24 protein-coding genes are annotated in these 22,468 nt (G+C 66.8%); 8 read left to right on the top strand and 16 right to left on the bottom strand.

What is annotated here, in order from left to right; all coding sequences use genetic code 11:
* Positions 1-291 precede the first annotated feature (291 nt).
* Positions 292-468, top strand: a complete 177-nt coding sequence (locus Q331_RS23340; RefSeq protein ID WP_026379346.1) for a DUF1328 domain-containing protein — start codon at positions 292-294, stop codon at positions 466-468.
* Between the two features lie 36 nt (positions 469-504).
* On the opposite strand, the gene Q331_RS19595 is transcribed toward Q331_RS23340, so the two are convergent.
* The 3 genes from Q331_RS19595 to Q331_RS23640 all read right to left on the bottom strand — a co-directional run bounded on the left by Q331_RS19595 (position 505) and on the right by Q331_RS23640 (position 3,478).
* Positions 505-1,188, bottom strand: coding sequence for a glycoside hydrolase family 25 protein (locus Q331_RS19595; RefSeq protein ID WP_051630404.1), 684 nt, complete (start codon positions 1,186-1,188; stop codon positions 505-507).
* Between the two features lie 113 nt (positions 1,189-1,301).
* Positions 1,302-3,104, bottom strand: a complete 1,803-nt coding sequence (gene lepA, locus Q331_RS0102315) for a translation elongation factor 4 (RefSeq protein WP_026379345.1) — start codon at positions 3,102-3,104, stop codon at positions 1,302-1,304.
* Between the two features lie 197 nt (positions 3,105-3,301).
* Positions 3,302-3,478, bottom strand: coding sequence for a hypothetical protein (locus Q331_RS23640; RefSeq protein WP_156953243.1), 177 nt, complete (start codon positions 3,476-3,478; stop codon positions 3,302-3,304).
* A gap of 168 nt (positions 3,479-3,646) precedes the next feature.
* On the opposite strand from Q331_RS23640, the gene dapB reads away from it, so the two are divergent.
* Genes dapB through Q331_RS0102295 form a run of 3 tightly spaced genes read left to right on the top strand, consistent with a single transcriptional unit; the run spans position 3,647 to position 5,714 of the window.
* The gene (gene dapB, locus Q331_RS0102305) at positions 3,647-4,456 is read left to right on the top strand and encodes a 4-hydroxy-tetrahydrodipicolinate reductase (RefSeq protein ID WP_026379344.1); all 810 of its coding nucleotides are present in this window, start codon (positions 3,647-3,649) and stop codon (positions 4,454-4,456) included.
* Positions 4,457-4,488: 32 nt separating this feature from the next.
* The gene (locus tag Q331_RS0102300; protein ID WP_026379343.1) at positions 4,489-5,121 is read left to right on the top strand and encodes a 2,3-bisphosphoglycerate-dependent phosphoglycerate mutase; all 633 of its coding nucleotides are present in this window, start codon (positions 4,489-4,491) and stop codon (positions 5,119-5,121) included.
* Positions 5,118-5,714: a hemerythrin domain-containing protein gene (locus Q331_RS0102295; protein ID WP_034490746.1), complete on the top strand. Its 597-nt coding sequence runs from the start codon at positions 5,118-5,120 to the stop codon at positions 5,712-5,714. The genes Q331_RS0102300 and Q331_RS0102295 overlap by 4 nt, the downstream gene beginning before the upstream one ends.
* Positions 5,715-5,750: 36 nt before the next feature.
* On the opposite strand, the gene Q331_RS24020 is transcribed toward Q331_RS0102295, so the two are convergent.
* Both Q331_RS24020 and mbfA read right to left on the bottom strand, forming a co-directional pair.
* Positions 5,751-5,897, bottom strand: coding sequence for a hypothetical protein (locus Q331_RS24020; RefSeq protein ID WP_210164895.1), 147 nt, complete (start codon positions 5,895-5,897; stop codon positions 5,751-5,753).
* Between the two features lie 177 nt (positions 5,898-6,074).
* On the bottom strand, positions 6,075-7,052 hold the full coding sequence (mbfA, locus tag Q331_RS0102285; protein WP_026379341.1) for an iron exporter MbfA: 978 nt from the start codon (positions 7,050-7,052) through the stop codon (positions 6,075-6,077).
* A gap of 120 nt (positions 7,053-7,172) precedes the next feature.
* Here mbfA and lnt point away from each other — a divergent pair, with 120 nt between their 5' ends.
* Both lnt and Q331_RS0102275 read left to right on the top strand, forming a co-directional pair.
* Positions 7,173-8,768 carry an apolipoprotein N-acyltransferase gene (gene lnt / locus Q331_RS0102280; protein ID WP_034490744.1) on the top strand — a complete coding sequence of 532 codons (1,596 nt, stop codon included), beginning with the start codon at positions 7,173-7,175 and terminating at the stop codon, positions 8,766-8,768.
* Between the two features lie 122 nt (positions 8,769-8,890).
* Complete coding sequence (locus Q331_RS0102275) at positions 8,891-9,322, top strand: helix-turn-helix domain-containing protein (RefSeq protein ID WP_026379339.1); 432 nt, start codon at positions 8,891-8,893, stop codon at positions 9,320-9,322.
* Positions 9,323-9,373: 51 nt separating this feature from the next.
* Here the strand turns inward: Q331_RS0102275 and Q331_RS0102270 are convergent, their stop codons facing one another.
* The 10 genes from Q331_RS0102270 to Q331_RS0102225 form a co-directional block, all read right to left on the bottom strand.
* Positions 9,374-10,105 carry a M48 family metallopeptidase gene (locus tag Q331_RS0102270; RefSeq protein ID WP_026379338.1) on the bottom strand — a complete coding sequence of 244 codons (732 nt, stop codon included), beginning with the start codon at positions 10,103-10,105 and terminating at the stop codon, positions 9,374-9,376.
* A 181-nt stretch (positions 10,106-10,286) separates the two neighbouring features.
* Positions 10,287-10,727: a DUF2852 domain-containing protein gene (locus Q331_RS0102265; RefSeq protein ID WP_026379337.1), complete on the bottom strand. Its 441-nt coding sequence runs from the start codon at positions 10,725-10,727 to the stop codon at positions 10,287-10,289.
* Positions 10,728-11,096: 369 nt separating this feature from the next.
* Entirely contained in the window at positions 11,097-12,668 is a 1,572-nt protein-coding gene (phaZ, locus tag Q331_RS0102260; protein ID WP_026379336.1) for a polyhydroxyalkanoate depolymerase, read from the bottom strand.
* A gap of 178 nt (positions 12,669-12,846) precedes the next feature.
* Positions 12,847-13,653, bottom strand: coding sequence for an ABC transporter permease (locus tag Q331_RS0102255; RefSeq protein WP_026379335.1), 807 nt, complete (start codon positions 13,651-13,653; stop codon positions 12,847-12,849).
* Positions 13,650-14,492, bottom strand: a complete 843-nt coding sequence (locus Q331_RS0102250; RefSeq protein WP_156953242.1) for an ABC transporter ATP-binding protein — start codon at positions 14,490-14,492, stop codon at positions 13,650-13,652. Before Q331_RS0102250 ends, Q331_RS0102255 begins: the two co-directional genes overlap by 4 nt.
* Before the next feature lie 62 nt (positions 14,493-14,554).
* Positions 14,555-14,857, bottom strand: a complete 303-nt coding sequence (locus tag Q331_RS0102245) for an HPr family phosphocarrier protein (RefSeq protein WP_051630398.1) — start codon at positions 14,855-14,857, stop codon at positions 14,555-14,557.
* Positions 14,854-15,255: a PTS sugar transporter subunit IIA gene (locus Q331_RS0102240; protein WP_026379332.1), complete on the bottom strand. Its 402-nt coding sequence runs from the start codon at positions 15,253-15,255 to the stop codon at positions 14,854-14,856. Before Q331_RS0102240 ends, Q331_RS0102245 begins: the two co-directional genes overlap by 4 nt.
* A 52-nt stretch (positions 15,256-15,307) precedes the next feature.
* Complete coding sequence (locus tag Q331_RS19590) at positions 15,308-15,754, bottom strand: HPr kinase/phosphorylase (RefSeq protein ID WP_034490741.1); 447 nt, start codon at positions 15,752-15,754, stop codon at positions 15,308-15,310.
* A 10-nt stretch (positions 15,755-15,764) separates the two neighbouring features.
* Positions 15,765-17,582, bottom strand: a complete 1,818-nt coding sequence (locus tag Q331_RS0102230) for a stimulus-sensing domain-containing protein (RefSeq protein WP_026379331.1) — start codon at positions 17,580-17,582, stop codon at positions 15,765-15,767.
* Between the two features lie 24 nt (positions 17,583-17,606).
* On the bottom strand, positions 17,607-18,308 hold the full coding sequence (locus Q331_RS0102225; protein ID WP_026379330.1) for a response regulator transcription factor: 702 nt from the start codon (positions 18,306-18,308) through the stop codon (positions 17,607-17,609).
* A 270-nt stretch (positions 18,309-18,578) separates the two neighbouring features.
* Here Q331_RS0102225 and Q331_RS0102220 point away from each other — a divergent pair, with 270 nt between their 5' ends.
* Positions 18,579-20,192 carry a phosphoenolpyruvate carboxykinase gene (locus Q331_RS0102220; protein WP_026379329.1) on the top strand — a complete coding sequence of 538 codons (1,614 nt, stop codon included), beginning with the start codon at positions 18,579-18,581 and terminating at the stop codon, positions 20,190-20,192.
* Positions 20,193-20,267: 75 nt separating this feature from the next.
* Entirely contained in the window at positions 20,268-21,749 is a 1,482-nt protein-coding gene (locus Q331_RS0102215; RefSeq protein ID WP_026379328.1) for a gamma-glutamyltransferase, read from the top strand.
* Here Q331_RS0102215 and trmB read toward each other — a convergent pair.
* Positions 21,746-22,465: a tRNA (guanosine(46)-N7)-methyltransferase TrmB gene (trmB, locus tag Q331_RS0102210; protein WP_026379327.1), complete on the bottom strand. Its 720-nt coding sequence runs from the start codon at positions 22,463-22,465 to the stop codon at positions 21,746-21,748. The genes Q331_RS0102215 and trmB overlap by 4 nt on opposite strands.
* Between the last annotated feature and the right edge of the window lie 3 nt (positions 22,466-22,468).

Below are 22,468 nucleotides of genomic sequence, written 5' to 3'. Positions count from 1 at the left end.
GAGGCGAAGAGGAAAAGCCGCAACGGGACGCAACGATCGGGCGACATGGACGCTCGCATACTGTTCATGCTGCCAGCAAAACGCCCGGAGGCCCATAATGGCTCCCTATGGCTGTCCTTGGCTGTCCTTGGCTGCCAACGGCTTGCGGGGCGAGGACGGGTCTACCGATCCCGTGTCTTTGCTCGCGTGTCTTTGCTCCCGTGTCTTTGCCGGGAACCTCGCCACCGGGCCGCGGTTTATCCTGCCAACGGCCAAACGGCCGCGCTTCACCATCCGCGGAGATTTGACGCCATGTTGAAATGGGCCATCATATTCGCCGTCATCGCCCTCATCGCCGGGGCGCTCGGCTTCACCGGCATCGCCGGCGCCGCCGCGACCGTCGCGCGCTTCCTGTTCTTCCTCTTCCTCGTCATCGCGGTGATCTTCCTCGTCCTGATGCTGTTCGGCATCGGCGCCGTCGCTGTGTGAGGAAAACGAACAACGGGTCGGCTGCAAGCCATTCTGTCAGCAGCCCCTTGGACCACAGCCATGTGCTAAAAGCTCGCTTGGCGAAGCGGCCGCGACGGCCGTTTCGCCTTGGCCCCAGAGGCGCCTCAGGCCGGCTTCGTCGCCGTTGAAGCGGTCGCGGTCGCAGGGGCCAACGCCGGCGACCGCGTGCGGCTCGGGGCCGGCATGGCCGTCGGTGTACTGCCACATGGTCCAGGTCGGCCAGGTCTTGGGAACCACCGGCGCCGAGCCGTAGCGCGCGGCCCAAAGCCAGCATCGCGCCAGCAGCGGATCGACGTGATCGCCGAGCTCATCGGCGATACGGGCATTGGAATAGAAGCCGGGGAAGCGACCGCGCCGGCGGGCGACGGCGACGATGAAAGCCTTCGCCTCTTCAAGGCTCATGCTCGGACCCGACGGATTGGCCTCGAAATCGAGGGCGAGAAGCGTTGCAGGATCGTCGCCGACGACGGAGAGGAAATGCGTCGCCTGGGCGGCGCCGCCCGCGCCGGTGCCGAAATGATAGGCGCCCCAGAGAAGGCCGGCCGCGCGCGCCTTATCGCGATTGGCGGCGTAGCTCGGATCGACGTAGCCGGTGCCCTCGGTGGCCTTTTGGATGACGCCGATAATGCCGTCCGCCTTGGCGGCGGCGAGATCGACGGCGCCGTTGTAATGCGAGATGTCGATGACGGCGTTCAGCATGGCGGCGGCCCTCGTGCTGGCCGCCAGGTTGCGCTGTGCGCCTTAAGATTATTCTACTTATGGATGTATTTTTGGAGCTATACGTCTATTGATTGCAAAGTCGGAGTGAAATCTCAGCCATCTCCCATCTTCAGCGCGGCGATGAAGGCCTCCTGCGGGATCTCCACCTTGCCGAACTGGCGCATCTTCTTCTTGCCCTCCTTCTGCTTCTCCAGAAGCTTGCGCTTTCGGGTCACGTCGCCGCCGTAGCATTTGGCGGTGACGTCCTTGCGCAGAGCGGAGATCGTCTCGCGGGCGATCACCTTGCCGCCGATGGAGGCCTGGATCGGGATCTTGAAGAGATGGCGGGGAATGAGGTCCTTCAGCTTCTCGCACAGCGCCCGGCCGCGCCGTTCCGCCTGGCTGCGGTGGACGAGCATCGACAGGGCGTCGACCGGCTCGCCGTTGACCAAGATCGACATCTTGACGAGATCGCCGGCCTCATAGCCGGTGATGTGATAGTCGAAGCTGGCATAGCCCTTGGAGATCGATTTCAGCCGGTCGTAGAAATCGAAGACCACCTCGTTGAGCGGCAGGTCGTATTCCAGCATCGCGCGCTGGCCGACATAGGTGAGGCCCTGCTGCACGCCGCGCCGGTCCTGGCAGAGCTTCAGGACACCGCCGAGATATTCGTCCGGCGTCAGGATGGTGGCGCGGATCCAGGGCTCGCGGATCTCCGCGATCTTCACCGGATCGGGCATGTCGGCCGGGTTGTGAAGCTCGGTCTCCTCGCCGCCCGTCAGGCTGAGCTGGTAGACGACGGAGGGGGCCGTGGCGATGAGGTCGAGATCGAATTCGCGGCTGAGCCGCTCCTGGATGATCTCCAGATGCAGGAGGCCCAGAAAGCCGCAGCGAAAGCCGAAGCCGAGCGCCGCGGAGGTCTCCATCTCGTAGCTGAAGGAGGCGTCGTTGAGGCGCAGCTTGCCCATCGCCGCTCTGAGGTCCTCAAAATCGGCGGCATCGACCGGAAAGAGGCCACAGAAGACCACCGGCACCGCCGGGCGGAAATCGGGGAGCGGCTTTTGCGTCGGGCGCTTGTCCTCGGTGATGGTGTCGCCGACGGCGGTGTCGGCGACCTCCTTGATGGAGGCGGTCAGAAAGCCGATCTCGCCGGGCGAGAGCTCGCCCGTCTCCACCATCTTCGGGGTGAACATGCCGACCTGGTTCACCTCGTAGCGGGCGCCGGTGCCCATCATGCGGATCGTCTGGCCTTCCCTCAAGAAGCCGTCGATGACGCGCACCAGGACGACGACGCCGAGATAGGGGTCGTACCAGGAATCGACCAGAAGCGCCTTCAATGGCGCATCGGCCAGGCCCTTCGGCGGCGGCAGGCGGGTGACGATCGCCTCCAGAACGTCTTCCACGCCCTGGCCCGTCTTGGCGGAGATCATCACCGCGTCGGAGGCGTCGAGGCCGATGACCTCCTCGATCTGCTCCTTCACCCGCTCCGGCTCGGCCGCCGGCAGGTCGACCTTGTTGAGGACCGGCACGATCTCGTGATCGACCTCGATCGCCTGGTAGACGTTGGCGAGCGTCTGCGCCTCCACGCCCTGCGAGGCGTCGACCACCAGCAGCGAGCCCTCGCAGGCATAGAGCGAGCGGTTCACCTCGTAGGCGAAATCGACATGGCCGGGCGTGTCGATGAGGTTGAGATGGTAATCCTCGCCGTTCTTCGCCCGGTAGCGCAGATGCACCGTCTGCGCCTTGATGGTGATGCCGCGCTCGCGCTCGATATCCATGGAATCGAGGAGCTGCTCCTTCATCTCGCGATCCGGCAGCGTGCCGGTCATCTGGATGAGACGATCGGCGAGCGTCGACTTGCCGTGGTCGATATGGGCGATGATGGCGAAGTTGCGGATATGGGAGAGGTCGGCCATGCAACCGGCTTGTTAGATTCAAGGATTGCCCGCGCATGTAGCATGGCCGGGGCCGCGCGCAAGCGGCGAGGCAGGAAGGCGCGCGACGGGCCGCGCCTTCCCGCCGGCGCCGGCGCCTGTCTCAGCTCCCGCCCCGTCGCCTCAGCGCCCGGCGGGCAAAGCCCGGCGCCGCGGCCGGAAAAGCGAAGAGGATGCCCTCACAGGGGCATCGCCCAGAGCGCCAAGAGGGCGAGGACGAGGACGGCGAACGCCGCGCCGCCAAAGAAGACGGCGCGCATCACCCCCTCGCGCAGCGAGGCCATTTCGGGGCTGACCTTGCGCGCGGCAGCGGATTCGCCTTCTGCCTCCTGCGAGGTTTGCCGATCGTCGGACATGCGGCTCTCTCCCCAATCGGCGCAGTGGGTCGGCGTGGTCGGCCGGCGCGGTGGGTCGGCGTGGTCGGCCGGCGTTCTTTCCCACCTTAGCGCGCGGCGCGGGTCGTGCGAGGCTGGCCTCTTTGCCGCGTCGTGCTATAGGCGGCGCGTTGCCGAAGGAGAGGTTTTTTGGCCGAACTCAGAACCGTCGTCGCCGGCGCCAGCGGGCGCATGGGAAAGGCGCTCCTCGCCGCCACGCTCGCCCATCCGGAGCTGAAGCTGGTCGGCGCGCTGGAGCGAGAGGGCGCCGAGACCGTCGGCCAGGACGCCGGGCTGCTTGCCGGCGCCGGCGAGGCGGGCGTCGCCGTCAGCGACGACCCGATCGAAGTCCTGGCGCATTGCGACGCGCTCATCGATTTCACCCTGCCCGATGCGAGCCTTGCCCTGCTGGAGCTCGCCGCGCAGGCGCGCATCGTCCATGTCATCGGCACGACAGGCTTCGCCCCCGAGGACGAGACGAAGTTTCGCGCCGCCGCGCGTCACTGCCGCATCGTCAAATCGGGCAATATGAGCGTTGGCGTCAATCTGGTGGCCGGGCTGGTGCGCCGCGCCGCCGCCGCGCTCGGGCCCGATTTCGACATCGAGATCCTAGAGATGCATCACCGCCACAAGGTCGACGCCCCGTCCGGCACGGCCCTTCTCCTCGGCGAGGCGGCGGCGGAAGGACGCGGCATTGCGCTGGCGGAAAACGCCGTGCGCGTGCGCGACGGGCATACCGGCCCGCGCCCGGAAGGCAAGATCGGCTTTGCCACCTTGCGCGGCGGCTCCGTCGTCGGCGAGCACAGCGTCATCCTCGCCGGCGAGGGCGAGTGGATCGAGATCGCCCACCACGCGCTCGACCGCAGCATCTATACGCGCGGCGCGCTGAAGGCCGCGCTCTGGGCCTTCGACAAGAAGCCCGGCCTCTATCACATGGCCGACGTGCTCGGCCTGCACTGACATTTCCCCCGCTTCACTTCGGATAGACCCTCATGGACCGCCTCCTCGTACTCGTTCGCCACGGCCAGTCGGAATGGAACCTGAAAAACCTCTTTACCGGCTGGAAGGACCCCGGCCTGACGGAGAACGGCGTGGCGGAGGCCAGGAAAGGCGGCCGGCTCCTGAAGGCGGCCGGGCTTTCCTTCGACATCACCTATACGAGCGTCCTCAGCCGCGCCCAGGTGACGCTCGATTTGATGCTGGAGGAGATGGGCGTGCCCCTTGCCGGCGAAGGATCGCTGCCGCGCATTGCCGATGCGGCGCTCAACGAGCGCGACTACGGCGACCTCTCCGGCCTCAACAAGGACGATGCGCGCAAGAAATGGGGCGAGGAGCAGGTGCATGCGTGGCGCCGCTCCTACGACACGCCGCCACCGGGCGGAGAGAGCCTGAAGGATACCGGGGCGCGCGTGTGGCCCTATTATCTCACCCACATCCTGCCGGACGTGATGGGCGGCAAGCGCGTGCTCGTCTCCGCCCACGGCAATTCGCTGCGCTCGCTCGCCATGGTGCTGGACCGGCTGACGCCGGAGGAGGTGGTGAAGCTGGAAATCGCCACCGGCGTGCCGCTCGTCTACCGGCTGAACGCCGATACGCGGGTGGCGAGTAAAATCATCCTGGAATGAGCCGGACGACGATACCCGACGAGCTTTCCTTGCAGGCGCGCCAGGGCCTGCCCGACGACCTTCTGGCGCTGCTTGCCAAATATCCGCGCGAGACCTGGCCGCACCACGCCAATCTCGGCGAGCTCGCCCGCTTCTGGCTTTCGCGCCACGACATGTTCCGTGAGCTTTGCGGCGTGCTGGCCGGCGCGGCCGAAGAGCTCGGCGAGCAAAGGATCGAGGCGGCGCCCTTCCGCGCCTTCTTCGCGCCGCGCATGCGCTTCTTCCTGCAGCAGCTGGAGGCTCATCACCGGATCGAGGACGGGGCCTATTTTCCCGCCTTCATGGCGGCGGAGAGCAGGCTGAAGCGGGGCTTCGAAATCCTGGAGAACGACCATGAGATCCTGCACATGGATCTCTTGCGCCTGCGCGAGGCCGGCTCCGCGCTCCTTGCCGCGCTCGCATCGGACCATGACGCCCGGTTGCGCAGCGCCGAGGCGACGAGCCGCGAGCTCAGCCTCTTCCTGGAGGGCCTTCGCCGCCATCTTCACGACGAGGAGGACCTTATCGTGCCGCTCATCCTGGAGCGCGGCGAGGCCGGGCTCGGCATCGGCTGAGCGCCAGCATTCTCCCAGCTCACAAGGCGGGCCGGCTCAGAAGGCGGGCCGGCGCGGCTGGTTGCGGGCGGCGCAAGCAGGGCCGGCACCGCGCATATAGTGCCGCTCGGGGCGATAACGCGGGACGAAGAAATCGCGGGCGCTCTCGCCCAGATGACGGATCCATTTCCTGAATGTCGGCATGGTCTTCACTCGCTCTTGGCTGACCTGCCCACCCTGGTCGAGCCTCGTCCTCTCGTCCGTGCCTTACGTCACGATCCCTGAACACAAGATGACCGACCGGCGCCGATTCGGCGCCCAAGAGCGCATGTCGTTAAAATTCGACGAAGCTGTTGCGCCGCAGCAACAGCCCGGCGCAAGTCAGGCGTTGCCGATGAGGATGCCAGCCGCGAAGACCAGCGAGCCGCCGAGGACGACCTGCAAAGTGGCGCGCCAGAAGGACGTGTCCATGCAGCGGTTCTGGATCCAGGCGATCGCCCATAGCTCGATGAAGACGATGACGATGGCGATCGTGGTCGCCGTCCAGAAATGCGGGATGAGATAGGGCAGAGCGTGACCGAGCCCGCCGATGGCGGTCATGATGCCGGAGGCAAAGCCGCGCTTGACCGGCGAGCCGCGGCCGGTCAGCGCCCCGTCGTCGGAGGCCGCCTCGGTGAAGCCCATGGAGATGCCGGCGCCGATCGCCGCGGCAAGGCCGACGAGGAAGGTCTGCCAGGTGTCGTGGGTGGCGAAGGCGGCGGCGAAGATCGGCGCCAGGGTGGAGACCGAGCCGTCCATGAGCCCGGCCAGGCCCGGCTGCACATAGGTGAGCAGGAAGCGCCGGTGCTCGGCGGCCGCCTCCTCCTCGCGCGCCGCCTCAGGCAGGTATTCCGCCTCCAGACGGTCGGCGGTCGCCAGATGCTCGCTCTCGGCGGCGGCCAGATCGCCCAGAAGCTTGCGCGTGGCGGCGTCGGAGGTGCGCTCGGCGACCTTCTGATAGAAGTTGCGCGCCTCCTCCTCCATGCTCGCCGCCTCGCCGCGGATGCGCTCCAGGCTGAGATTGGAGACGAGCCAGACAGGCCGGCGGCGGTAGAAGCCGGCGACATCGCCGCGACGGATGAGCGGGATGGTCTCGCCGAAGCGGGCGCGGAAATGCTCGATGAGCTGGCGGCGGTGCTCGTCCTCCTCCTCCGCCATCGCCCGGAACACCGCGGCGGATTGCGGATAATCGGTGGCCAGTTGCTCCGCATAGGTCCGGTAGATGCGCCCGTCCTCCTCCTCCGCGGTGATGGCGAGCGCCAGCACCTCCTTCTCGCTCAAGGAGGAAAACGGGATACGATTGGCAATTCCCGGCAGCATGGCTTTTGGTTGGCCGGTTTTGGCGCCAAAGGCAAGCGGATGGATCGGCGCAGCCTCTCCTTGATTTCGCCCCGCCGAAGCCGTCATGTCGCTGCCGCGTGAGCAGCGATTCGGGAGACGATGGCAAAGCTGGCGGAGGCGATCATCCTTTCCTGGGGCTGGCGGCGCCGGGGCATCGCCTTCTTCGCGGGAGCCGTTTCGGCGCTGGCGCAGCCGCCGTTCTTTGTCTTTCCCGTCCTGTGGATCACCCTGCCGGTTCTCGTCCTGCTTCTGGACGGCGCCGTCTCGGCGCGCGTCTCCGGCCTCGGCGGGCGGCTTGTGGCCGCCTTCGCGGCGGGGTGGTGGTTCGGCTTCGGCTATTTTCTCGCCGGGCTGTGGTGGATCGGCGCCGCCTTCCTGGTGGAAGCGGAGGAATTCGCCTGGCTGATGCCCTTCGCCGTGCTGCTCCTGCCGGCCGGCCTGGCGCTCCTCTGGGGCGCCGGCGCGGCGGCGGCGCAGCTTCTGTGGTCGCCCTCCCCCTGGCGCATCTTCGCGCTCGCCGCCGGGCTCGGCGGCGCCGAATGGCTGCGCGGATACCTGTTCACCGGATTTCCCTGGAACGCCCTCGGCTATGCGCTGACGGCCGGCGAAGTGATGATGCAATCGGCCGCGCTCGGCGATGTCTACGCCCTCGGCTTCCTCGCCATCGTCGTCTTTGCCGCCCCGGCGAGCCTGTTGCCGGCGGCCGGCCGGCAGAGCGCCCTGCCGAGCGTTCTGGCGGCCCTGCTGTTCCTGGGCCTCGTCGGCTTCGGGCTGGCGCGTCTTTCCGGGGCCGAAGATGCCAGCCTCGCGCGCCCGACGGTGCGCATCGTGCAACCGGCGATCGATCAGGCGGAGAAATGGAGGCCGGAGAACAAGGAGGCGGTGTTCCAGTCCTATCTCAGCCTCAGCGCGGAAGCGGGCGGGCGCCCGCTCGACGGCGAGATGCTGCTCATCTGGCCGGAATCAGCCTTTCCCTTCGCGCTGACGGAGGAGCCCGGGGCACTGCCGGCGATCGCGGAGCTGCTGCCGCAGGGCGCCAGCCTCATCACCGGCGCGGCGCGCGCCGAGGACGGGCCCGACGGGCGCTTCGTCTTCAACAGCGTCTACGTCATCGACGACGAGGGCACGATCGAAGGGGCCTACGACAAGGTGCATCTGGTTCCCTTCGGCGAGTATCTGCCGATGCAGGGGCTTCTTGAGAGCCTCGGCCTCCAGCAGCTGACGCGGGTGCGCGGCGGCTTCACGCCAGGACCGCGCCGGCGCACGCTCATCGCGGAGGGCGCGCCGCCCTTCGTGCCGCTCATCTGCTACGAGATCATCTTCCCCGGCGCGGTGCTCGCCGACGACGGGACGCGGCCGGGCTTCCTCGTCAACGTCACCAACGACTCCTGGTTCGGCACCACGCCCGGCCCCTATCAACACCTGCATCAGGCGCGGGTGCGCGCCGTGGAGGAAGGCCTGCCGGTGCTGCGCGCCGCCAATACGGGCATCTCGGCGGTGATCGACGGCTACGGGCGAATCAGTGCGCGTGCTCCCTTGGGAGAGCGCGCCGTTCTGGATAGCGCGCTACCCGCCGCGCTGGCTCCGCCGGTCGATACACGCATAAGTAGCACCATGAGTCGGACTCTCCTTTTGATTTGTATTTTTGTCGCCTTTACAACCAAGGCGGCCGCAAAACGCCGCGCCCACCATTGACTCTGAAGGACACGGGGCCGAAAGGGATGCCCCTAGGTCAGGCATATTTCGGCGCAGCTTGGGGGGTTTGACGCGGCGACCCGCTTGGCCGATGAATTGGCCAAAGCGCACAAGGAAAAACAATGAACGAGAAGCGGAAACCCAAGTCGCCCGACGAAATCGACGCGCACATCGGCAGACAGGTGCGCATGCGCCGCAAAATGGCCGGCATGTCGCAAGAGAAGCTTGGCGAGCAACTCGGCGTCACTTTCCAGCAAGTGCAGAAATACGAGAAGGGCGCCAATCGCATCGCCGCGAGCCGCCTCTATCAGATTGCCGATGTTTTAGGCACTCCCCTATCCTATTTCCTACCCGAGGCGAACGGTGCGGAAGGCCAGCCCGGCTTCGCCGAAAAGCAGACCGCCTTCGTCATGGACTTCGTGTCCACGGCCGAGGGCGTGGAGCTCAACCGCGCCTTCACGCGCATCTCCAACAGCAAGCTGCGCCGCCGCCTTATCGACCTCGTCGGCGAGCTGGCGAAGGAATCGGAAGGCGGCAATCAAAAGCTGAGCTGAACTTTTTATTACACTAGATACAGCTCTCGCCGCCGGTCCGCGGCATCGCGTTCAGCCGCGGCCCAGCCGGTGCAAGCCGGCACCGTTCTCCTTCAGCCACAGGCGCGCCTCCTCACAGCCGGGCTCCAATTCCCGCACCAGGCGCCAGAAGCGCTGCGAATGGTTCATCTCCTTCAGATGCGCCACCTCATGCGCCGCCACGTAGTCAAGCACCGGGCTCGGCGCGAGGATAAGGCGCCAGGAGAAGGAAAGCGTGCCACGTGAGGAGCACGAGCCCCAGCGGCTCGTCGTATCGCGCAAGGCAAGCCGGCCGAAACGAACCCCGAGACGCTCCGCGTAACGATGCGAGGCCGCTTCCAGGTCGCGCCGGGCCTCCCGTCTCAGCCAATCCGTCAGGCGGCGCGCGAGATGGCGCGGATCGCCCGGCACCAGGATCACCCTCTCATCTTCCTGCAGCGCGGCGCGCGGCAGGCCGCGGCCCGGCATGGCAACGATCCGCCGCCCCTCGCCACGCAGGGGGATGACCTCGCCGGCGGCAAAGGGAATCGCCTCGGGGCGTTCGCGCATGCGCCGCTCCAGCCAGGCGCGATGGCGCTGCAAAAAGGCTTCGCCCGCGGCAAGCGGAACGGCCTGCGGCAAGGTGAGGATCGGCTCGCCGCTCGCCCCGTCGAGGCGCAGGATCATCCGCCGGGCACGCGGCGAGCGGCGCACGCGCACCGGCAGCTCCTCTTGCGCCATGGCCAGGAGGCATATCTCGGTGTGGGGATGGGGGGCGAATCGCATCGGCGCCACTATGGCCCGATCGGCGTCGCGCGGGAAACGGCCGCAAGGTTTGTCTCGCCGCCACGACGACTTTCCTGAGGGGAAAGTCGTCGCCAAAATGACCGACGGGGCCTTGCGGCCCCGTCCGTCGTCTTCATCGCTCATCGCGGCCGGCCTTGACAAGGCCGGCCAGAAGGCCCGTTCAGGCGCCCGCTTCGTTCTCGCCGCCGGTGCGACGACGATAATCTTCCATGAAGCGGTCGAACTCCTCCTTGTCCTTGGCGCGGCGCAGCTCCTTCAGGAAGGACTCGAATTCGTGGCGCATGCTTTCGATCTTGCGCCGCTCCTCCTCGAGCCGCTCCAATTCGCGCGTGCGGTATTCGTCGAAGGCGACGTTGCCGGTATCGCGCATACCGAAGGGCCGGCTCGGCGCCACGCTGCGCCCTTCGCTGGCGAAGGTGGAGCGCACCTGGTCGCGCATGTCGCGGCCGAAGCGGGCAAGCTCATCTCCCCAGATCATCCAGGCGAGCATGGCCAGACCCAGCGGCCAGAACAAAACGAAACCGAGCACCATCAGGACGATGTTGAGTGCTGACCAGCGGCCTCGCGAGCATGACCGGTTGGCGGTGACTGTCTGGTTCATCGAACTCCCCAACTAGCAGTGGATGGCTAGGACATGGGGAGGGCGAATCGGCGATTCAAGAAAAACCGACCGCCGCGCGCCACCGGCGCAGCAGGGCTCTCATGCCGGGGCGGGTTTCGCCGCCTCTTCGGCGCCGTTGCTCTTGCGAGGCCGCGAAAAAGCTCATGAACCGCACTTGCGAGGCGCGCGGAAAACTCAACAAAGACCAGTATTTTCAGATATTTACCAGACGAGATCCGGCACCGCGCCGGCCACTTCTGCAACGCTCTGGCGCGCGCGGTGCCGCAACGTAAGGACACGCGGCGGCACCCTTTGAGCCCGCCCTTGGTTCTGCTTTTGTCCAGTCGCCGGCAGGAAAGCTCAGGAAAGCTAGTGTTTCGCCTCGGCCGGCAGGCCGATGAGGCGGCGCGCCTGCCTCACCCAACCCTCCAGCGAGGAACCGGCGCGGGCCGGAAGCTCGCCCTGAAGAACCTCGATCGCCTCGCCGCTCATCTCGGCAAGCTGGCTCACCTGATAGATGCCGAACTCGTTCAGATCCTGGGCGGCGCGCGGGCCGAGGCCGGCAATCTCGGTAAGGTCGCCGGTCACCGCCGGGAGGTTGTCGGCGGCCAGGGCGGAAAAGCCCAGCGCGTCGGCAAGGCGGGCCTTGTAATCGTCGCGCGGATGGGGACGGACGGCCTCGCTCGCCCCGTTCAGCGCCCGCGCATTCTCGTCGGCATGGGCGCGGATGAACTCGCTGATCACCGGCACGATGCCGGCGCGGAAGCGGCTGCCGTTGAAGACGCCGTAATGGCCGACCTTCGGCTGCAGATGGTGCCGCTTCATATCTTCCGGCAGGCCGGTGCACAGATCGTGCGCGGCCTCCGTCTGGCCGACGCCGGAAATGTCGTCGCGCTCGCCTTCCACGGTGAGAAGCGCGGTATGGCGGATGCGTTCGGGGCGCACCTTGCGGCCGCGATGCAGCAGCCGCCCCTTGGGCAAATCGTGGCGGATGAAGACGGTCTCCACCGTCTGCAGGTAGAATTCGGCGGTGAGGTCCATCACCGCCAGATACTCGTCGTAGAATTCCCGGTGCTTTTCGGCCGAATCGCCGTCGTCTTCGACCAGATGCTGGAAAAAGTCGCGATGCGCCGAAAGGTGCCGGTCCAGATTCATGCCCATGAAGCCGGAAAGCTGCAAAAAACCGGGATAGACCTCGCGCATGAAGCCGGGATGCGGGAAGGGCACGCGCATGATGACATGGCGCCGGAACCAATCGATATCCTTCTCCTCGGCCAGGCGGTTGACGGCAGTGGGACTGCGGCGCGTGTCGATCGGCCCGCCCATCAGCGTCATGGAAGCCGGCACGCAAGGATCTTCGTCCTCCGCCATGACCGCGGCGGCCGCCAGGACCGGCACGGAAGGCTGGCAGACGGCCATGACATGCGCCCCGCTGCGAAGATGGCGCAGCATCTCGATAACGTAGTCGATATAGTCGTCGAGATCGAAATGCCCCTTCGACAGGGGCACCATGCGCGCATCCGCCCAATCGGTGATGAAGACCTCGTGCCCCGGCAGCATCGCCTCCACCGTGCCGCGCAGGAGCGTGGCGTAGTGGCCCGACATGGGCGCCACGATGAGCAGCTTGGGGTCGGCCGGACGGTCCTTGGGCAGATCGCGGCGGAAATGCAGAAGGTCGCAGAACGGCCGGCTCCAGACGACGCGCTCTTCGACGGCGACCTTCTTGCCGTCGACCTCTGTTTCCGTCAGGCCGAATTCCGGCTTGCCGTAGCGGCGGGTGGTGCGCTCGAAAAGCTCCGCGGAAGCGGCGACGGTACGCCCGAGCGGCGTTTCCGCCATCGGGTTGAAGGGACTTTGGAAGGTGAGGCGGGTGATATCCGCCATCGCCCGCCAGGGCGCCAGAAAGGCATGATTGAGTTCGTAGAGCTGATAAATCGCCAATCCAGAGCCCCTCTCCGGCCGGCCGCACCCCGCCTTTGCGGCAGCGCAGCACGTTTTCTCGCAGTGCAGAATAGGCCTTCATGACAGAATGGCAACAGCGTCGCACCCTCGCCGCCCCAACGGCAGGCGAAAGGGGCCGGCCCAAGGACCGGCGAGGCGCCGCACGCGCCGCGCGGACCTATTCGCCGACCTGCAGGAGCGAGCCGGCGCGGCGGGAGGCGCGCAGAAAGGCGAGGAAGGCAAGGATGGCGGCGAGGAAAAAGAGCGCGTTCAGCCCCGCCGCCCAGAGCATCGCGCCGACATCGAAGCGCTCTTCCAGGATGAGGGCGCGCATGCCCTCAAAGACATGCGTCGGCGGCAGGGCGAGCGATATCGGCTGCAACCAGGCCGGCAGCACCTCGACCGGATAATAGACGCAGGCGAGCGGCAGGAGCAGGAAGGGGATCGACCACACCAGCGCCTCCGCGCCGAGGCCGTTGCGCAGGACGACGCCGGAGGCGACGAGCCCCACCGACCAGGAGGTGACGATGAGGTTGGCGAAAAAGGCGGCGAGCGCCAGGCCGAGCCCCCACAGGTTGAAGCCGAAAAAGGCGATGGCCAGGAGCGATACCGGCACGAAGCCGATGGCCAGACGGATGACGCTCATCACCATCAGCGCGGCGAGAAACTCCCAGACGCGCAGCGGCGTCATCATCAGGTTGCCGAGATTGCGCGACCACATCTCCTCCAGGAAGGAGACGGAAAAGCCTATCTGGCCGCGAAACAGGATGTCCCAGAGAAGCACGGAGCCGATGAAGGTGGCGCCGACAAGCGCCGCGGTGGAGGATTGGCCGGCCAGATAGACCTGCAAGAAGCCCCACATGAGCATCTGCACGGTCGGCCAGTAGACGAGGTCGACGATGCGCGGCCAGGAGCTTTGCAGCAGATACCAGTAGCGCAGGATGAGCGCGAAGATGCGGTTGAGGGAGGCGGCGAGCGGGCTCATGGCGCCGCCTCGCCCTTGCGCCGGCCGCGCGCCACGTCGAGGAAGACGTCCTCCATGGTGTGGCGCCCGTAGCGCGCAATCAGCTGCCGGGGCGAACCCTCGTCGACGATTTGCCCGGCCTTCATCATGACGACGTTATCGCACAGCCGCTCCACTTCCGGCATGTTGTGCGAGGCAAGAAGCAGCGTCGCCCCGCGCGCCTTGCGATAGCGCTCCAGATGCGAGCGCACCCAATCGGCGGTGTCGGGATCGAGCGAGGCGGTCGGCTCGTCGAGGAGAAGCACGTCGGGACGGTTGACCATCGCCTTGGCCAGCGCCACGCGGGTCTTCTGCCCGGCGGAGAGCTTGCCGGAAGGCCGATCAAGAAAATCGGCAAGGGCGAGTTCCTCCGCCAGTTCGGCGATGCGCGCCTTCAGCCCCTCAACGCCGTAGAGCCGGCCGAAGATGGTGAGGTTCTGGCGCACCGTGAGGCGCATCGGCATCTCCACATAGGGGCTCTCGAAGTTGATGCGATGCAGGACGCGGTGGCGCTCATGGGCCATGTCTGCGCAGAGGATGCGGGCGCTGCCGGCGCTCGGGGTCAGAAGCCCCATCAGCATGGCGATGGTCGTGGTCTTGCCGGCGCCGTTGCCGCCGAGAAGCCCGGTGACGGAGCCGCGCGGCACCTTGAAGCTTATATGGTCGACGGCCAGGACCTCGCCGGACCGGCCATAGGCCTTCGTCAGTCCATCGACCGCAATTGGGTGGGGCGCAATCGGGTGGGGCGCAATCGGATGGGGCGCAACGGCATAAGGCGCAGGCGCATCAGGCGCGTTCGGCTCGGGGGGTTCGGGTTGCATGCGGTTCACAAAAGGCATCGTTGCGCTGAAGCTTGGCCACGGCCATCCTGGCCGCCAGCCGCTCAGCCGTCGAGCTCTTCCCCGAAACCGCCCTCCACCAGCTCCGCCAGCGCTGTCAGGGCGGCCTCGGCCTCCGGACCCACGGCAGCGATGTCGATATGGCAGCCGGGCGCGGCCGCCAGGGTCATCAGCCCCATGATGGAGGTGCCGCCGACGCTCTGGCCATCCTTCATGACGACGATCTCGGCATCGTAGCGGCCGGCGAGCTGCACGAACTTCGCCGAGGCGCGGGCGTGCAGGCCGCGCTTGTTGCAGATGGCCAGGCGCCGCGTCGGGGCGCCTTCCTCGATGAGAAGCGAGCTCATGTGGCTGAAAGGATACGACTGGCGACGTTGATATATTTGCGGCCCGCTTCCTGGGCGGCAAGGGTGGCCTCGTCGAGCCCCATCTCGCCGCGCACGCTGGCGAGCTTGATCAGCATCGGCAGGTTGACGCCCGCCACCACCTCGATGCGTCCCGGTTCCATCACCGAAATGGCGAGGTTGGACGGCGTGCCGCCGAACATGTCGGTCAGAAGGATGACGCCGTCGCCGTCATCGACTTCCTCCACCGCCCGCATGATGTCATGGCGGCGATCCTCCATGTCGTCATCCGGTCCGATGGAGATGGTGGCGAAGGCCTTCTGAGGGCCGACGACATGTTCCAGCGCGGCGCGGAACTCCATGGCCAGCTGGCCATGGGTGACGAGTACGAGGCCTATCATGCCCGAAGTGCCCGATGGTTTGCGCAAGGGGCGCCATCTTGGCCAAACCGCCTCACGTTGCAAGACCCAAGCGGGCGCCATCGGGAACGAAAAACGCGGCCCCCACCAAGGCAAGGGCGAGCGGGCTGCGCGCCGGCACCGGCTGGCGGCAAAGCTTCACCCCGAGAAGCTCGACCTTCAAGTCCTCGGGTTCCGGCATGCGCGGCATCTGCGCCTCGCCCACGAGATCGACGAGAAGGCGGATGACGGCGGCGCGCTCGTGCGGCAGGCGCAGGAGGCCCCGTCCGCGCAGCTCCAAGAGCCCGGCCGTCGCCGCCGGGGGTGTCGCCACCAGCCGGCCGGAGCACACGGAAAGATCGCAGTAATCGTCGGCCAGAAGCCGTCCGCCGGCCTCGATGATGGCGAAGGCCAGCGACGACTTGCCGCTGCCGGAGGCGCCGCGGATGAGCACGCCCTTGCCGGCGAGGACGACGCAGGAGGCGTGGATGCGCTGCGTCACCGCGCCGGGCTCATGCGTCGCTTGCCGGCAGCATCACGGTGAAACGGGCGCCGGCCACCGAGCCATCGGTGCGATGGCGGTTCTCGGCGAGGATGCTGCCGCGATGGGCCTGGACGATCTGCCGCGAGATGGCGAGACCGAGGCCGGAATTGTTGCCGAAATCCTCCGTCTCGGGCCGGTCGGTGTAAAAGCGCTCGAAAATGCGCTCCAGATTGTCCTCAGGTATGCCGGCCCCGTCATCGTCGACGGTGACGAGGATGCGCCCCGGCTGCCGCTCGGCGGTGACGCGCACCTTGCCGTCCGGCGGCGAGAAGGAAAGGGCGTTGTCGATAAGGTTGTTGAAGACCTGGCCGAGACGGCTGTCATGGCCGAGGACGTAGAAGGCGTCCTTGCCGAAGCGGCCGGGCCGGACGGCGAGGCTGAGCTGATCGGGCCGCGCGGTGCGCACTTCCTTGGCCACGCTCACCACCGTTTCCAGGAGCCTTGCCAGATTCACCGGCTCGGCATCCTCGCGGGCAAGCTCGGCATCGAGGCGCGAGGCGTCGGAGATGTCGCTGATCAGCCGGTCGAGCCGGCGCACATCGTGCTTGATGACGGCGATGAGGCGCTCGCGGTTCTCCTCGCTCTGGGCGATCGGCAGCGTCTCCACGGCGCTCCTCAAGGAGGTCAGCGGGTTCTTCAATTCGTGCGCCACGTCGGCGGCGAAGCGCTCAATGGCGTCGATGCGCGAATAAAGGGCGTTGGTCATGTCGCGCAAGGAGCGGGCAAGGTGGCCGATCTCGTCCTTGCGCTCGCCGAAATCCGGGATCTGGATGCGCGAGCGCACGCCCCGCGACACCCGCTCGGCGGCCTGCGACAGGCGGCTGATCGGCCCGGCGATGGTGCTGGCGAGCAGGATCGACAAAAGCACGGTGGAGCCGGCCGCCACCAGGAAGACGCGGAAGATCGCCATGCGCTCGGCCTGGACGATGGCGTCGATATCGCCCGATTCAGTGGAAAGAAGCAGCGAGCCCAGGACGGCGCGAAAGCGCTGTACGGGCACCGCCACGGAGACGATAAGGCCGCCATCGTCGCCGACGCGCACGACGGAGCCGGCCTCGCCCTCCAACGCGTTGGCCACCTCCGGATAGGCGCGGCCGTCGCCCGGGCCCACCTCGCGGTATTTCGGCAATTCGCCGCTGCGCAGCCAGACGCGGAAACGATCCCATGCCTTGTCCCACCAGGAGCGCGTCTCGTTCGGCGCCGGCAGGTCGAAGCGCAGGATCTGACCGCGCGTGTAAAGACCCTTGGAATCGACGATGAGATTGCCTTCCTGATCGTAGAGCCGGCCGCGAATGCGCGTCGGCGTTATCAGGCGCTTCAGCAGCGGCGCGACGCGCTCCGGATTGATCGGGAAATCAGCCGAGCTCTCGCCGACATCGAAGGGGGAGATGCTCTCCCCGGCCTGCATCTCCAGCAGCCGATCCGGGTCGATGGTGATGGCGTCGGTCTCCACCGTCGCCTGGGCGGCGATCGCCGCGGCGATGATCTCGCCCTGGGTCCTGAGGCTTTCCACCCGCGCATCGATGAGGCCGGCGCGAAACTGGTTGAGATAGAGGATGGCAAGGACGAGCGCGATCAGCGCCGCCAGATTGAGAATGACGATGCGCCGGGTGACGGAGGAAAAGCTCGCCCGGCCGATGGCGGACAGCCAGCGGGCGAAGGGCCGGTGAAGCCGTCGCAGCGCGCCGCGCCAGCCGCGCTTGCCCGGCCCTGCCTCCGCCCTGTTGCCGTTGACGTCAGCTTCCGGGCTCAGCCGTCTATGTCTGCCATGCGTCTCCGCCACCATGGGCCGACCCTCAACGGCGCATCCTCAACTCTCCCGAAAGCGGTAGCCGACGCCGTAGAGCGTCTCGATCATGTTGAAGTCGTCGTCCACGGCCTTGAATTTTTTCCGCAATCGCTTGATGTGACTATCAATCGTCCGATCGTCGACATAGACCTGATCGTCGTAGGCGGCGTCCATCAGCGCGTTGCGACTTTTCACCACACCTGGCCGCTGGGCGAGCGCGAACAGGATGAGAAATTCCGTTACCGTCAACGTCACATTCTCGCCGTTCCAGGTGCAGGTATGACGTTCCTGATCCATCACCAAGGCGCCGCGCTCCAGCGTCTTGGAACTGTCGGAGGTGCGGGCAGGGCCCGCCTCCTTGGGCTGGGCGCGCCGCAGGACCGCCCGCACCCGCTCAACCAGCAGGCGCTGCGAGAAGGGCTTCTTGATGAAGTCGTCGGCGCCCATCTTGAGGCCGAACAATTCGTCGATCTCCTCGTCCTTGGAGGTCAGGAAGATGACGGGCAGGTCGGATTTCTGCCGCAACTTGCGCAACAGCTCCATTCCGTCCATACGCGGCATCTTGATATCGAGGATGGCAAGGTCCGGAGGACTTTGGCTCAGCCCGTCGAGAGCGGAGGCGCCATCGTTGAAGGTGGTGACGCGATATCCTTCCGATTCCAGCGTCATCGACACGGATGTAAGGATGTTCCGGTCGTCATCCACGAGTGCGATGGTCGCCATTGACTCTCTCCTAGCGGTCAGCAAATGGGTGCAGCGTTCGCCGCGTGGACGCCGCTCTTGTAACAGAATGCGAACGAATTGTGGCAGGTTGCACAAAAACCCCCTTCAGGCAAAATTAGAAATCCTTAAGAAAGACAACTTGACGGGTCATATGCCCATCACGCTTCGGGAGCTCATAGCGCCTTGCGCGCTCCGCCCGGGCACATGATATCAGCCACCGGATAAGGCCGGCGCTCGCGCGGGCGGGTGAAATACGAACAGGAGTGGATGGTGGAGGAGTTTGGCAAGCGAAATCCCGCCTGCGGGGCGGAAACGATTGGGCTTCAAAAACTGAAAGGGCTCTACTGGAACTTGCCGCAGGCTGAGCTTGCCGAACATGCGATCAAGAGAGGCGAGGCGCGGCTATCAGCCGACGGCGCCGTGGTCTCCACGACCGGCAAGCACACCGGACGCTCGCCCAAGGACAAGTTCATCGTCCGCGACGCCACGACGGAAGACGTCATCTGGTGGGGCGGCAATGGCGCCATGGAGCCTGAGGCCTTCGCCCGACTGAAGGAGGATTTCCTCAAGCACGCGGAGGGCATGACGCTTTACGCGCAGGATATGTGGGGTGGCGCCGACCCGACCTACCGGCTGAACGTGCGCGTCTTCACCGAGATGGCCTGGCATTCGCTGTTCATCCGCAATCTTCTGCGCCGCCCGCCGCGCGAAGAGCTCGACGGCTTCGCGCCGCAATTCACCATCATCAACCTGCCGAGCTTCCGGGCCGATCCGCAGCGCCATGGCTGCCGCTCGGAGACGGTGATCGCCTGCGACCTCTCCAACGGCCTCATCCTCATCGGCGGCTCGGCCTATGCCGGCGAGATCAAGAAGTCGGTCTTCACCGTCCTTAACTACCTCTTGCCGGACAAGGGCGTCATGCCGATGCACTGCTCCGCCAACCAGGCGGAGAACGGCGACGTCGCCATCTTCTTCGGCCTTTCCGGCACCGGCAAGACGACGCTCTCGGCCGACCCGGAGCGCACCTTGATCGGCGACGACGAGCATGGCTGGAGCGAGAACGCCGTCTTCAACTTCGAGGGCGGCTGCTATGCCAAGACCATCCGCCTGTCGCCGGAACAGGAGCCGGAAATCTATGCGGCGGCGACGCGCTTCGGCTGCGTGCTTGAGAACGTCGTTCTCGACGAAGCGACGCGCAAGCCGGATTTCGACGACGGCTCGCTGACGGAGAACACGCGCGCGGCCTATCCGCTCGACTTCATCGCCAATGCCAGCGAAAGCGGCATGGGCGGGCAGCCTAACCATATCGTCATGCTGACCTGCGACGCCTTCGGCGTTCTGCCGCCGATCGCCAGGCTGACGCCCGAACAGGCGATGGTGCACTTCCTTTCCGGCTATACCGCCAAGGTCGCCGGCACCGAGCGCGGCGTGACGGAGCCGGAGGCAACCTTTTCCACCTGCTTCGGCGCGCCCTTCATGCCGCGCCCGCCGGCCGTCTACGGCGATCTCCTGCGCCGGCACATCAACCATCACGCGGTCACCTGCTGGCTGGTCAATACCGGCTGGAGCGGCGGACCTTACGGGGTCGGCAAGCGCATGCCGCTGAAGCTGACGCGCCGGCTCCTGCATGCCGCGCTCGACGGCGAATTGCAGGATGTGGAGATGGTCTCAGAGCCGGTCTTCGGCCTGGCCATCCCCAAGGCGGTGGAGGGTGTCGACAGCGAGGTGCTCAATCCGCGCGCCACCTGGCAGGACAAGGACGCCTACGACCGCCAGGCGGAGAAGCTCCTGGAGATGTTCAGCCAGAACTTCCAGCAATTCGCCGACGACGTCGACACCGACGTTCTGGCCGCGGCGCCGCGACTGAAGGACGCCGCCGAATAGGCCGGCAAAGGATTTACCATCGACGGGCGGGTGCGGGAGGATGCCCGGCCCGCCCGTTTTTTTGAGCGAGAGGCGATGAGCGCGACAGGGGCGAAGGGGGCCGTCGCCTGCGGCCATCCGGAGACCGCCAGGGCGGCGGTGGAGGTGCTGCGCGCCGGCGGCAACGCTGTCGATGCCTGCCTTGCGGCCCTGTTCATGGCGGCCTTCGCCGAGCCGGTGCTGGCGGCGCCCGGCGGCGGCGGCTTTCTCATGGCCCACGACGGGACGACGCCGCGTCTGTTCGATTTCTTCTGCGACGCGCCGCTGGCCTTGCCGCCGCGGCACGATATCGAGTTCGTCGAGATCCACGCCGATTTCGGCGAGACCACGCAGGCCTTCCACATTGGCGCCGGGGCGGCGGCGACGCCCGGCTTTCTGCCCGGGGTGAAGCGCGCCTCGGCCGAGCTCGGCCGGCTCGCCTTTGCCGACCTGCTTCAGCCGGCGATCCTGGCGGCGCGCGCCGGCATCGCCGTTGCGCCGCTGCAGGCGCGCATGTTCCGCATCGTGGCGCCGATCCTCACCTTCGAGGATGCCGCCCGCAGGCTCTTTGCGCCGCAAGGCAGGCTGCTTGAGGAGGGCGAGCCTTTCGCCAATCCGCAGCTCGCCGATGCCCTCGCCGAGATCGCCGCCGGGCGCATCGCCACCGTGGAAGAGGCGATGATCGCCGAATGCCGGGCCCATGACGGCCTGTTGGAGCGGCGCGATTTCGACGCCTACGAGGTAAAGGAACGCCAGCCCGTGACGACACGGATCGGCGACTTTGAGCTCTTCCTCAACGCCCCGCCCGCCCTTGGCGGGCTTCTCGCCGGCCTGGCGCTGAAGGCGCTTGCGGCAAGCGAACACAGTGACGGGAAGGCGCGTCTTGCCGCCTTGCGGGAGCTTGAGCAAGCACGCCGCTCCGGCCGCCTCCCCCGTCTCCCCGATGCAGGCGAGGCGGACAGCGCGGCCGACCTTACCGCGCCCCTCGTCAGCCGCGGCACCACCCATGTCAGCGTCGTCGACGCGGACGGCATGGCGGCGGCCGTGACCGTCTCCAACGGGGAGGGCAACGGCCGCCTGGTGCCCGGCATGGGCTTCATGCTCAACAACATGCTCGGCGAGGAAGACCTCAACCCGGCCGGCTTTCACGCCTGCGAGGCCGGTATCCGCCTTGCCTCCATGATGGCGCCGACCATCGCCCGCGCGAAGGACGGCCGGCTGATTGCGCTCGGCACGGGCGGCTCCTCGCGCATTCGCACGGCGATCTTCAACGTCCTCGCCAACCTCCTCCTGGAGGGTATGAACCCGCAAGAGGCCGTGGAGGCGGCGCGGCTGCATTACGAGAACGGCACGCTGGACGTGGAAGCCTCCGGCGAGCGCGACGACCTTGCCGCCCTCAAGGCCGAGGAGCCCGGCCTCAAGGCCTGGCGCGAGCGCTCGATGTATTTCGGCGGCGTGCATGTGGTGTGCGCCGACGGAAAGGGCGGCTTTGCCGGCCGGGGCGATCCGCGCCGCGGCGGGGTCTTCGCGCTCGCCTAGCGCAGCTTGTCGCCGCGTGAGGCTCTCCGGCATTTCTCAAAGGTGAAATAGACCGGCCGGCGCCCTTCTCCGATCGCCTTCGCCTCGTAGCGGGTGCCGGGCCAGTCGGGGAAAGGCCGGCGCCAATCCTGCGCCCGCTCGGCCAGAAAGGCGAAGCCGCCGTGCTTTGCCGCCTCCACCATCGTCCAATCGGCATAGGAGGCGATGTCCGTGGCGAAACGGAAATGTCCCCCAGGCTCCAGCGCGCGCCAGAGGCGGGCGAGATTGGCCTGATTGACGAAGCGGCGCTTGAAATGCCGCTTCTTCGGCCAGGGATCGGGATAAAGAAGATCGATCCCGGCGAGCGAGCCTTCCGGCAGCCAGTCGAGAAAAGGTCCGGCATCGGCGCCATAGAGGCGGACGTTCTCCAGCCCCTCCGCCTCGATGGCCGCCACCGCCTTGGCGAGGCCGTTCTGGAACGGCTCGATGCCGATGAAGCCGATATCGGGGTTCTGGCGCGCGCGATGCAGTAGGTGCTCGCCGCCGCCGAAGCCGATCTCCAGGCGCACCTCAACGACCGGGACGGCGAAGAGAGCGGCCAGATGCTCCGGTGCCGGGCGGGCGATATCGACCGCCAGCTCCGGCAGGCATTCTTCCATGAGCGCCTGGCGCGCTGCGGTCAGACGCTTGCCCTTGCGGCGGCCGAAGAAGGAATCGCGACGCTCGCCCCGCACCATGAC

It is taken from the genome of Afifella pfennigii DSM 17143 (assembly GCF_000688515.1).
In the GTDB taxonomy this organism is placed as follows: Bacteria; Pseudomonadota; Alphaproteobacteria; order Rhizobiales; family Afifellaceae; genus Afifella; species Afifella pfennigii.
The sequence above is the reverse complement of the archived record's forward strand: the minus strand, read 5'-3'. Positions and strand labels throughout refer to the sequence as shown.

What these genes read in the sequence shown, in the direction of transcription:
- Q331_RS23340 (WP_026379346.1), top strand. Translation starts at nt 292, where the DNA reads ATGTTGAAATGGGCCATCATATTCGCCGTCATCGCCCTCATCGCCGGG.
- Q331_RS19595 (WP_051630404.1), bottom strand. Translation starts at nt 1,188, where the DNA reads ATGCTGAACGCCGTCATCGACATCTCGCATTACAACGGCGCCGTCGAT.
- lepA (WP_026379345.1), bottom strand. Translation starts at nt 3,104, where the DNA reads ATGGCCGACCTCTCCCATATCCGCAACTTCGCCATCATCGCCCATATC.
- Q331_RS23640 (WP_156953243.1), bottom strand. Translation starts at nt 3,478, where the DNA reads ATGTCCGACGATCGGCAAACCTCGCAGGAGGCAGAAGGCGAATCCGCT.
- Q331_RS0102300 (WP_026379343.1), top strand. Translation starts at nt 4,489, where the DNA reads ATGGACCGCCTCCTCGTACTCGTTCGCCACGGCCAGTCGGAATGGAAC.
- Q331_RS0102295 (WP_034490746.1), top strand. Translation starts at nt 5,118, where the DNA reads ATGAGCCGGACGACGATACCCGACGAGCTTTCCTTGCAGGCGCGCCAG.
- Q331_RS24020 (WP_210164895.1), bottom strand. Translation starts at nt 5,897, where the DNA reads ATGCCGACATTCAGGAAATGGATCCGTCATCTGGGCGAGAGCGCCCGC.
- mbfA (WP_026379341.1), bottom strand. Translation starts at nt 7,052, where the DNA reads ATGCTGCCGGGAATTGCCAATCGTATCCCGTTTTCCTCCTTGAGCGAG.
- lnt (WP_034490744.1), top strand. Translation starts at nt 7,173, where the DNA reads ATGGCAAAGCTGGCGGAGGCGATCATCCTTTCCTGGGGCTGGCGGCGC.
- Q331_RS0102275 (WP_026379339.1), top strand. Translation starts at nt 8,891, where the DNA reads ATGAACGAGAAGCGGAAACCCAAGTCGCCCGACGAAATCGACGCGCAC.
- Q331_RS0102270 (WP_026379338.1), bottom strand. Translation starts at nt 10,105, where the DNA reads ATGCGATTCGCCCCCCATCCCCACACCGAGATATGCCTCCTGGCCATG.
- Q331_RS0102265 (WP_026379337.1), bottom strand. Translation starts at nt 10,727, where the DNA reads ATGAACCAGACAGTCACCGCCAACCGGTCATGCTCGCGAGGCCGCTGG.
- Q331_RS0102255 (WP_026379335.1), bottom strand. Translation starts at nt 13,653, where the DNA reads ATGAGCCCGCTCGCCGCCTCCCTCAACCGCATCTTCGCGCTCATCCTG.
- Q331_RS0102250 (WP_156953242.1), bottom strand. Translation starts at nt 14,492, where the DNA reads ATGCAACCCGAACCCCCCGAGCCGAACGCGCCTGATGCGCCTGCGCCT.
- Q331_RS0102245 (WP_051630398.1), bottom strand. Translation starts at nt 14,857, where the DNA reads ATGAGCTCGCTTCTCATCGAGGAAGGCGCCCCGACGCGGCGCCTGGCC.
- Q331_RS0102240 (WP_026379332.1), bottom strand. Translation starts at nt 15,255, where the DNA reads ATGATAGGCCTCGTACTCGTCACCCATGGCCAGCTGGCCATGGAGTTC.
- Q331_RS0102230 (WP_026379331.1), bottom strand. Translation starts at nt 17,582, where the DNA reads ATGGTGGCGGAGACGCATGGCAGACATAGACGGCTGAGCCCGGAAGCT.
- Q331_RS0102225 (WP_026379330.1), bottom strand. Translation starts at nt 18,308, where the DNA reads ATGGCGACCATCGCACTCGTGGATGACGACCGGAACATCCTTACATCC.
- Q331_RS0102215 (WP_026379328.1), top strand. Translation starts at nt 20,268, where the DNA reads ATGAGCGCGACAGGGGCGAAGGGGGCCGTCGCCTGCGGCCATCCGGAG.
- trmB (WP_026379327.1), bottom strand. Translation starts at nt 22,465, where the DNA reads ATGGTGCGGGGCGAGCGTCGCGATTCCTTCTTCGGCCGCCGCAAGGGC.